At 54.2% G+C, this 8,636-nt stretch carries 8 protein-coding genes; 6 read left to right on the top strand and 2 right to left on the bottom strand.

What is annotated here, in order from left to right; translation table 11 throughout:
• Positions 1 to 76: 76 nt before the first annotated feature.
• Together RMSM_RS01035 and RMSM_RS01040 are read right to left on the bottom strand one after the other, a co-directional pair.
• Positions 77 to 1,165 (bottom strand): sodium:calcium antiporter, encoded by a 1,089-nt coding sequence (locus RMSM_RS01035; protein ID WP_236621953.1) that lies wholly within the window; start codon positions 1,163 to 1,165, stop codon positions 77 to 79.
• A gap of 49 nt (positions 1,166 to 1,214) precedes the next feature.
• A complete protein-coding gene (locus RMSM_RS01040; protein WP_008690180.1) occupies positions 1,215 to 1,766 on the bottom strand; it encodes a DedA family protein in 552 nt (183 codons plus the stop codon).
• Between the two features lie 119 nt (positions 1,767 to 1,885).
• Between RMSM_RS01040 and RMSM_RS01045 the strand changes: the two genes are divergently transcribed.
• From RMSM_RS01045 to RMSM_RS01065, 6 genes are all read left to right on the top strand, one after another.
• On the top strand, positions 1,886 to 2,698 hold the full coding sequence (locus tag RMSM_RS01045; protein WP_040763395.1) for a ZIP family metal transporter: 813 nt from the start codon (positions 1,886 to 1,888) through the stop codon (positions 2,696 to 2,698).
• A 572-nt stretch (positions 2,699 to 3,270) separates the two neighbouring features.
• Positions 3,271 to 4,482 (top strand): DUF1559 family PulG-like putative transporter, encoded by a 1,212-nt coding sequence (locus tag RMSM_RS01050; RefSeq protein ID WP_040763397.1) that lies wholly within the window; start codon positions 3,271 to 3,273, stop codon positions 4,480 to 4,482.
• A gap of 181 nt (positions 4,483 to 4,663) precedes the next feature.
• Positions 4,664 to 4,873 carry a hypothetical protein gene (locus RMSM_RS01055; RefSeq protein WP_040763369.1) on the top strand — a complete coding sequence of 70 codons (210 nt, stop codon included), beginning with the start codon at positions 4,664 to 4,666 and terminating at the stop codon, positions 4,871 to 4,873.
• 18 nt (positions 4,874 to 4,891) lie between these two features.
• Complete coding sequence (locus RMSM_RS01060) at positions 4,892 to 7,945, top strand: CRTAC1 family protein (RefSeq protein ID WP_144057269.1); 3,054 nt, start codon at positions 4,892 to 4,894, stop codon at positions 7,943 to 7,945.
• 58 nt (positions 7,946 to 8,003) lie between these two features.
• Positions 8,004 to 8,138, top strand: a complete 135-nt coding sequence (locus RMSM_RS43320; RefSeq protein ID WP_261340326.1) for a hypothetical protein — start codon at positions 8,004 to 8,006, stop codon at positions 8,136 to 8,138.
• Between the two features lie 269 nt (positions 8,139 to 8,407).
• Positions 8,408 to 8,636, top strand: a 229-nt coding sequence (locus RMSM_RS01065) for a hypothetical protein (RefSeq protein ID WP_040763371.1), incomplete at its 3' end; no start/stop codon positions are given.

The raw sequence follows: 8,636 nt of genomic DNA on the forward strand, positions 1-8,636 counted from the left end.
TCCTTACCAAGACAACTCCTTCGTCAGAGCATCGCAACTCCCATGCCAACGAATCGTTGCTTTGGGGGTGAGCAAATTAGATCGTGTAGAACACGGCCAATCCGGCAAGGTAGGTCGCTAGCACCGCAAACGAATCGACTCCCATTCCAAATACAGTCTTGTCTCGTCGCTCCAGAATTCCCCACAAATACAAACTGGTGACGACAATTCCCAACGCCGCCAAGAACGCCGCGGACGGCTGCAAGGCGTCAAATAGGTTGCCTTCACGATAAGCCAATTCCGCAGGCAAGAACAACGCGATCTCGAGGCTGTTCGTACCAAGGATATTTGCCGCCGCCATGCTGTAGGCACCAAAACGGACTGCGGAATAGGTCGTACTCAACTCAGGCAAACTTGTCACCAATGCGACCAACGTGGCGCCGACAAAGCTTTGCCCCACGCCTGTCTGCTCAGCGATCACTTCGCCTGAAACCGCGACAAAGTAACCGCCGGTCAAGACAATCGATGAGGCAACGGCAAAGTAGCCGACCAAGCCGCGTGTGGAGACGTCTCGGTACTGATCTTGATGTGCGTCCTTGATATCACGAGCCGATTCGGGGGGCTGGGCAATCTCACCTCGCGGTTCCCAACGCGGGTCTCCTTCATAACGATAGATCACCCACAATGACGAAACGTACGCAGCAAATAGCAGGATCGGCCAGACTCCAACGCCAGCAATCGAGAATAGTTCGCCGCTTGAAACGGCCGCCGACGCCAACGCGATTAATGCGATCAGCATCACGCCAACCATGATCAATGACGACTGCGGCGAAAACAGAGTGAGCGGGCGACCACGCAGTACAAACGCATCAATCAATGCCAGTACCGCAACTTGCATCACCACGCCTCCGAGCAGATTATTCCCCGCCAACTCGGCCGCTCCGGAGTAGGATGCCGTTAGCGTTGTCGCCAGCTCAGGTAAGCTGGTGGCACCGCCAAGCAACAAGGCACCGGCAAACGCTTTTCCTAATCCTGTCCGGTCCGCAAACAGGTCGACGTACTTGCTGAGCTTTGTGCCAGCGAACCAAACAAAAATCGCCGCGACAGCAAAGATTCCAAAATTGATCGCCAGGGACTGGGACTGCAAATCGAGCATTGAAATCAACTCAATGATAAGAGCAAACAAGTGAATTTCGTCGCGGCAACCGCTTGCTGGCTTTCTCGTTCCGCTGCGATCAGGAGGTGGTGGCTCGAGCGGACTGCTGCCGCACCACACGCCAAATCCACCATGCGAACAGGCCCGCGACTACCGCCATGCTGACCCAGCTCAACGGGGCCGCTAGGTCTTTGTAATGATCGCCAAGCCACCATCCGATCCCGGCTAGCAGCGCGGTCCAAAGCACGGTCCCGATCGCGGTAAACAACGAAAATCGGCCGACCGGCATTTCTGCAAATCCAGCCGGCACACTAATCAATGTGCGTATCCCTGGGATCATCCGGCATACCAACACCGCGACACTTCCCCATTTTTCAAACCAATCATCGACTTGATCCAAGTCGCGACGGGTGATCGTTAACCAAGCACCATGGCCGTCAATCCAACGAGCCAGCCGATCCTTGCCAATCCAACGGGCGAGCAAATACCACGCAAACGCGCCCAGAAACGAACCGATGCTCCCCGCTGTGACCACGGCGACAAAGGACACATTTCCTTGGCTTACCGAGTACCCCGCCCACGGCATCACGATCTCCGATGGCATCGGCGGAAAGATATTTTCAGCCAGCATCAGGAGACCTACTCCTGCAGCGCCAAACTGTTCCAAAAATTCAGTGATCCACTTTTCCATGTTCAAGCTTTACGGCAACCCGCGTGCCAGCGGCACATGATCTGCATTGCGATCGCAAAATGATGACATGGTTAAAAGAATTAGATCCGATCTACCAAGCATTGGCCGCAGGCTTGTTTACATGGGGCCTCACCGCCGTGGGGGCGGCATTGGTTTTCGGTTTGGTACGCGTCAATCGAAAATTGCTCGATGCAATGCTTGGGTTTGCAGGTGGCGTGATGTTGGCGGCAAGCTATTGGAGCCTGCTGGCACCGTCAATCGCAGTGTCCGAAGAACAGGGATGGCCTAGCTGGTTTCCTGCCGCGATTGGATTTCTAGCCGGAGGGGCTTGTTTGTGGGGACTCGACCAACTGCTTCCCCATCTGCACCGCGGGCTGCCAACTGAATCCGCCGAGGGGCCTCGTACCGCTTGGCAGCGTAGCGTGCTGCTGATCATCGCAATTACGCTGCACAACATTCCTGAGGGGTTGGCAGTGGGCGTTGCCTTGGGCAGTGCCGCCAGCGGTTTGGAATCCGCCAGCTTGGGCAGTGCCACCGCATTGGCAATCGGCATTGGCGTGCAAAATATGCCAGAAGGGGTCGCGGTTGCTGTGCCGCTACGGGGCGAAGGAATGAGTCGCATCAAGGCTTGGATGATCGGTCAAGCCTCGGCTCTCGTCGAACCAGTGGCTGCCGTTGTCGGCGCCGCGGTGGTGATGTTCGCCGCGCCTGTGCTGCCGTTCGCACTTAGTTTTGCCGCCGGCGCCATGGTGTATGTCGTGGTCGAAGAGTTGATCCCCGAAACACAGCAACAAGGCAACGACGATTTGGCAACCCTTTGTCTGATGCTGGGGTTCACCGTCATGATGATCTTGGATGTCTCGCTGGGATAATCGCTCTTGGCAACTTGGAATTGCGTCCATCCAGTCTTGTTGCTTCTCAAAAATTTGATTTTTTGAAAAAAAATTGAACCGCACACGTCCTCGAATGACATCTATGTAAATGTTGGATATCGGACGCATCTTGTGGTGGTTCGGTCAAGAGTTTCGATTTTGTGAGCCGCTTGGCAGGCTATCGATACCAAAAAGCGAGAACAAATTTTCTGGTTTCCGAATTTCGGTGTGGTGCTGAAAGACCCGTTATTGCCCGTAATATTTGACTATGGGCTCAATTGTTCTTAGCATTCGTTTGTGACGCGTGCGGTATCGGACTCACACACGCGTCCAACGCTCTTACTCTTTTCTTGTCAGCTGCCAAATTGATGTTTTGGTGATTTTAGGCCACGTTATGTCACTGCGTGGCGTTGTGATCCAGATCTAGAGGTGTTCGATCAACCTGTGCCTGCCCAATGCTTTCCGCGATGGCGCCTGCGAATGTTGTTCAGATCAGCCTCGAGTCGCCGCCGGTTGTCGAAACGCGGGGGCGCCAAGGTTTTTCGGTTTTCTTTTTCTCAAAGGTTTTTTCCATGAATACGAATCGTCCTCTATTAGTACGCAGCGGTTTCACGTTAGTGGAATTGCTGGTTGTCATTGCAATCATTGGTGTGCTCGTCGGTTTATTGTTGCCCGCGGTCCAAGCGGCACGTGAAGCCGCTCGTCGGATGAGCTGCAGTAACAACTTCAAGCAGCTTGGTCTGGGAATGCACAATTACCACAGCGCTTACAACGGGCTGCCGATTCACGGCAGCGGTACCGAAGATGCCACGTTGAGTAATTCCTATTGGTGGTCGAATACCAAAAATGCAAGTCAGAATCAGTTGTCGGCATTGGTCGGTCTGACTCCGTTCATTGAGCAGCAAGCGGTATGGGAAAACATTAGTAACCCGAACGACTTCAACACTGACGGATCCATTGACTTTCCCGCGATGGGACCGAGTCCTCAAAATTGGCTGGACTACGCGCCCTACAACACTCAACTTGCCACGCTGCGTTGCCCTAGCGATCCCGGCCAAGGGTTACCCGCTGCGGGACGAACCAACTATGCAATGTGCGGTGGGGACTCGGGGCGTTGGATCAACTTCGGTGCCCGCGTCGACAACCCTTGGCGTGAGCTCAATAGCGCTCAAGCAGAAGAGCAGCGTGCGGCCGATCGTGGTGTGTTTGTTTGTTACAAGCAGATGAAGTTCCGTGATATCTTGGATGGTTTGTCGAACACGATCGCGATGGCGGAAATTGCGACGGACCTTGGGGACAAGGACAAGCGAACGATCTCGTACGATCGCCCGAGTTGGAGCTATCCTGGTCCTCGGGACAATCCGTCCGAATGCGGCAGCGGGGGACTCGTCGATGCAGCACGTCCTCAATTCTGGGCTGCGTCTACCCCGACCGACAGTTCATCGAACGGTCGAGGTTACCAATGGTTTAGTCGTTTGCCGCTATATTCGATGGTGACCACGATTCTGCCGCCGAACAAAGAGCTTTGCGGATACGATCGTGGCGTGGATCTAATCGTTTTGCCGCCTTCCAGTCGTCATCAAGGTGGTGTTCACGTGTTGATGGCCGATGGCGCGGTGAAGTTCATCACCGATTCGATCGAAGCTGGCGATTCGACCGCACCGATGGTCCATCGTTGGGGAAATGCCACGAACAAGAATCAACCTGGCGCTCCGAGCCCGTACGGTTTGTGGGGAGCGTTGGGGAGCCGCGCGTCCAAGGAAACGATCGACGCCGAATTCTAATTCCCATCCGGCATTTCTGTAGAGCAGGCCCAGTAAAAAGGGCCCAGCAAAAAAGGCCCAGAAGAACGGTTTCGTCGATTCGTCGCGAAAGCCGTCTCTGGGCCGCTCTCTCCTGCTCCGTTCGATTTCTGTGCTCGAACAGGGCACCCACTCTTACATTCCAATTGATTGAAAGTTAACGATGAAACGATTCCGATTGTTGTCTCTGTTATCCATGATGTTTTGTCTTAGCCTTGGTTGTGGCGGCAGTCAGTCGTCGAGTGTCTTGGACAACGCAAGCGAAGAAGAAATTGCCGAAGTCCGTGCCGCGATCGAGGAAGAGCAGCGGAAGATGGAGAAAGGATTCCAAGAAGGCGTATATGACCAAAGCAAGCCTTTGCCAAAACAGTGATGAAATGGATCGGCAAGCGTGCATTACCTAATGCGTCATGACACGCTTAAGCGTGTTCCCAAGCGATCGGCGGCGATCACGCTACTGGCGTTCATGATTCTCTTGTGCTCCGGCTGTGGCGGTGTTCGTTCGCCACAGACGGACACATCCCAGACAGACGATTCAGCTCTTTCCACCGCGTACACATTGCTGCGTCATGCGGTGACCGCAGGTCGATGGAAAGAGGCGTCCCAGTACTCACATGCAGCATTGATCGAACGTCCCGAGGATCCCGAGGTGATGTTCTTGGCAGCGAAGGTTGCCTTTCATAATGACGACCCTCGATTGTCAACCGAGTTGCTCGCGAGTGCGTGCTCGCTTGAATCTTACGTCAACGACAATCGCGTCCACCAAGCGGTGGTGACGCTACTTTCGATGGGGCGGCTGTATGACAGTATGGAGTTGCTCGAAGAGACCGTTCGTCATCGTCCCGAACATCATCTGTTTCGGCGGCGGTTAGTCGACTTCTATGCGATGGCCGAGCGTCCTGAGATGGCGGCACCGCACCAACGCGTATTGGTCCAGCAGCGTCGTTTTTATCTGTCGTTGTTGCTGCAGCTCGCGTCATCGGGCCCTCGGACGCTCGAGGAGGACTCAGTGCAATTGTTGGTCGATCGCAACCCTCAAGATCTGCGGCCGTTGTTGGCAAAAGCAAAACGGCATTTTGACCAACGCCGCGATGATCTCAGCATGAAATTGCTGGAGGACATCTTGGATCGCCATCCTGATTTTGCTGCCGCCCATGCGTTGGCAATTTCAGTGGTAGCGAGATCGGTCGATCCTGATTCAATTCCGGCATCCGCCGCGCAAACGCCCACGGAGGTCGAGTCGTATGTTCGCTACTGGATTGCGCTGGGCGACTGGGCGATCTGCCAATCAATGACCGAAGTTGCCGTGCGTTGTTATTGGGAAGGGACTCGCCGCGATGCGAACAACAGCGAGTGTTGGATAAAACTGAGCTCAAGTTTGCAGCGGTTAAGCGGTCAGCATCCTGGGCCAGAATGCAACGCAAACATTCGCAATGTCCAACAGCGTGCCTCGTTGCTCAACCGTTTGGATCAGCAAATTCGCGAATTTACGTCGGCTGGGGCGAATTCACAGCGTTTGGCGATTGGAATCGCCAAAACGCTGTGGAAACTCGGTCGCCGCTGGGAAAGCGAAGCATGGGCTGCGATCGCACTCACATTCAAACGAGACAGAACGGACGATGCGGCAGAGTATCGAAGTTCCGTGGTGCAAACGCTACGTCGTGACACTCCGTGGCAAGTCACTCAGACGCATCCCGAGTTGACCCTCGATTTAAGTGAGTTTGACCTGCCGCGGGTTCATCGCGACGAACGGACTGCATCTTCCGAGCGTGTGTTCAATACCATCGGTTTATCCGAAGAACTGCCGATAACAAAACCCACTTATAAATTGATCAATCAAGCTGCCGAGCGTGGAATCAATTTTTTCGGCTACACGCACCCACATCTCGATCAGCCAGGTTTTATGTTGCATCACACGCTTGGATGCGGCGGCGGAGTGTTGGACTACGATCTTGATGGTTGGAGTGATGTCTATCTTGCGGCGGCCGGCGGTACGCCAAGGCTGGACGATTCGAAGCCCAATGCCTTATTTCGAAATCACTCGGGGAGGTTTCTGGAAACCACTGCTCACACCGGCGTTGGGGGGACCGGGTTTTCCCAAGGGGTTGCGATCGGAGATATCAACGAAGATGGATTTCCCGACATCGTGGTGTTTAACTTTGGACGCAACGTGTTGTACGTGAACCAAGGAGATGGCTCATTTGTCGATCGCAGTGATCGATGGTGGAATGGCGATCAAGATCCGTCGTGGTCCACCAGTGGCGCTATCGTCGATTTTGATGGCGATGGGCTTTCAGACTTGATTTCACTGAATTATTGCACCGGCGATGATTTGACGACGCACCGCTGTGTGTCAGAGAAACTTGACGCGGCGCCGTCTTGCTCTCCGATGGCGTTTCCCGCCGATGAGGACCACTTTCTTCGAGGGATGGCCGAGGGCCGGTTTGCCGATCGCGCTGACACGAACCACGTCACCCCGGACATCATCGGGCGCGGTCTGGGCATCGTCGCGGGATCGTTAGATGCGGACAACGGGATTGACGTTTTTATTGCCAACGATATGACCAACAACCACTACTGGTCCATTCCTGCCGCAGCGACGCCGTCGCCGAAGCGAATGCGCGAGTTTGCGATGATGCGGGGATTGGCGAGTGATGCCCAAGGGACCGCCCAAGGATCGATGGGGATCGCGGTCGGTGACTCTGACCAAGACGGGTATTTCGATCTGTTTGTGACCAATTTTTCTGATGAATCGAACGTGCTTCATCGTTATCGAGGCCGACAAGGTTGGGTCGACGATACCAATCGTCTGGGACTCGCATCCAACTCGTTTCCACTGGTAGCCTTCGGCACTCAGATGCTGGACTTAGATAACGATGGTCAGCTAGAGATTGCCGTGACCAACGGCCACGTCCAGATCTTGTCTCCCACGGGGGTGCGTGCGGACTATGCCCAACCCTTTCAAATCTATCAGCGGAGCCCAAGAGGAAACTATCACCTTGTATCGCCCTTGATGCAGAGCGGGTACGTTGACTCCGATCACGTGGGGCGCGCGTTGTGGACCATTGATGCAAATCGTGATGCCAAAACGGATGTGTTTGTCACGCATCAAACTGAGCCTGTGGCGTTACTGATAAATGAATCGACGACGCAGTCTTCGTGGGTCGAAATCCAATTGACAGGCACGGTGAGTGCGCGGGACGCGATCGGAGCGACGGTCGAACTGCGTTACGGGAACAAGGTGTGGAAAAAGCCGCTCACTGCGGGGGACGGGTATCTCTGCAGCAACGAGCGTCTACTTCGTTTCGGTTTGCAGGATCCAAAACCATCCGACTGCTCAGTGACCGTCCACTGGCCTAGCGGCCACGTGGATTCTTATGACGATTTGACGCCCAATTTGCGGTGGTTAATCGTCGAATCGCAAGAGATCACATCACTCGACTAAGATCCCGCGGATGTTGAGTGGAGTCAATTCATCTCCTACAAAACAACGGATTCTAACGATGCCACGTCTCAACCAAGTGTCATCCGATCTAATTGCCGAAGGGGTAGGACATATCGGATTGGCGACGTTCTCGAACCTGTTTGACCACGTCAGTGACACGAAATTGGACTTTCCTACGGCAGAGAATCTGTAGTTTTGTCGAGCTAGCAAAAAGAAGGCATTTTCGCTTTCGTGACTTTTCTGTAAGGATGTTTGTTCGGGAACGTCGGATTGGTAGCGAAGCCTTTTTGCTTACCTAAGCAGGTAGCCAGGAATCATTGGGTGAAATCCCGTTAGCCGATTGGAGGCTAGCCCCGGTTGAATGTCGGAACCGTAGCTAGCGCCAAAGCGGCCAATATACGGATAGACTTCTGCCTAGCTGCTTAAACCCTATCCTCGTAGTCACTACCCGAAGGTCATCTGATGGCTACCAAACGAAAACAACCAAAGAGCTCTGCGAAATCGAGCTCAGCGAAATCGAGCTCTGCGAAATCGAGTGTGGTCAAGAAAACCGGGCTGCTTTTGCTTGTCGTTGCGGTGGGGATCGGCGTGTACACGCAATGGGGCGACTATCTAAGTCTGGCGTCGCTTGCCAAGCAAGAGAGTCAGTTGCGCACGTTTCAAGCCGATCATCCCGTGTTCGGTCTACGGT

Origin of the sequence: Rhodopirellula maiorica SM1 (genome assembly GCF_000346295.1) — a bacterium.
GTDB lineage: Bacteria > Planctomycetota > Planctomycetia > Pirellulales > Pirellulaceae > Novipirellula > Novipirellula maiorica.

What these genes read in the sequence shown, in the direction of transcription:
- RMSM_RS01040 (WP_008690180.1), bottom strand. Translation starts at nt 1,766, where the DNA reads ATGCTGGCTGAAAATATCTTTCCGCCGATGCCATCGGAGATCGTGATG.
- RMSM_RS01045 (WP_040763395.1), top strand. Translation starts at nt 1,886, where the DNA reads ATGATGACATGGTTAAAAGAATTAGATCCGATCTACCAAGCATTGGCC.
- RMSM_RS01050 (WP_040763397.1), top strand. Translation starts at nt 3,271, where the DNA reads ATGAATACGAATCGTCCTCTATTAGTACGCAGCGGTTTCACGTTAGTG.
- RMSM_RS01055 (WP_040763369.1), top strand. Translation starts at nt 4,664, where the DNA reads ATGAAACGATTCCGATTGTTGTCTCTGTTATCCATGATGTTTTGTCTT.
- RMSM_RS43320 (WP_261340326.1), top strand. Translation starts at nt 8,004, where the DNA reads ATGCCACGTCTCAACCAAGTGTCATCCGATCTAATTGCCGAAGGGGTA.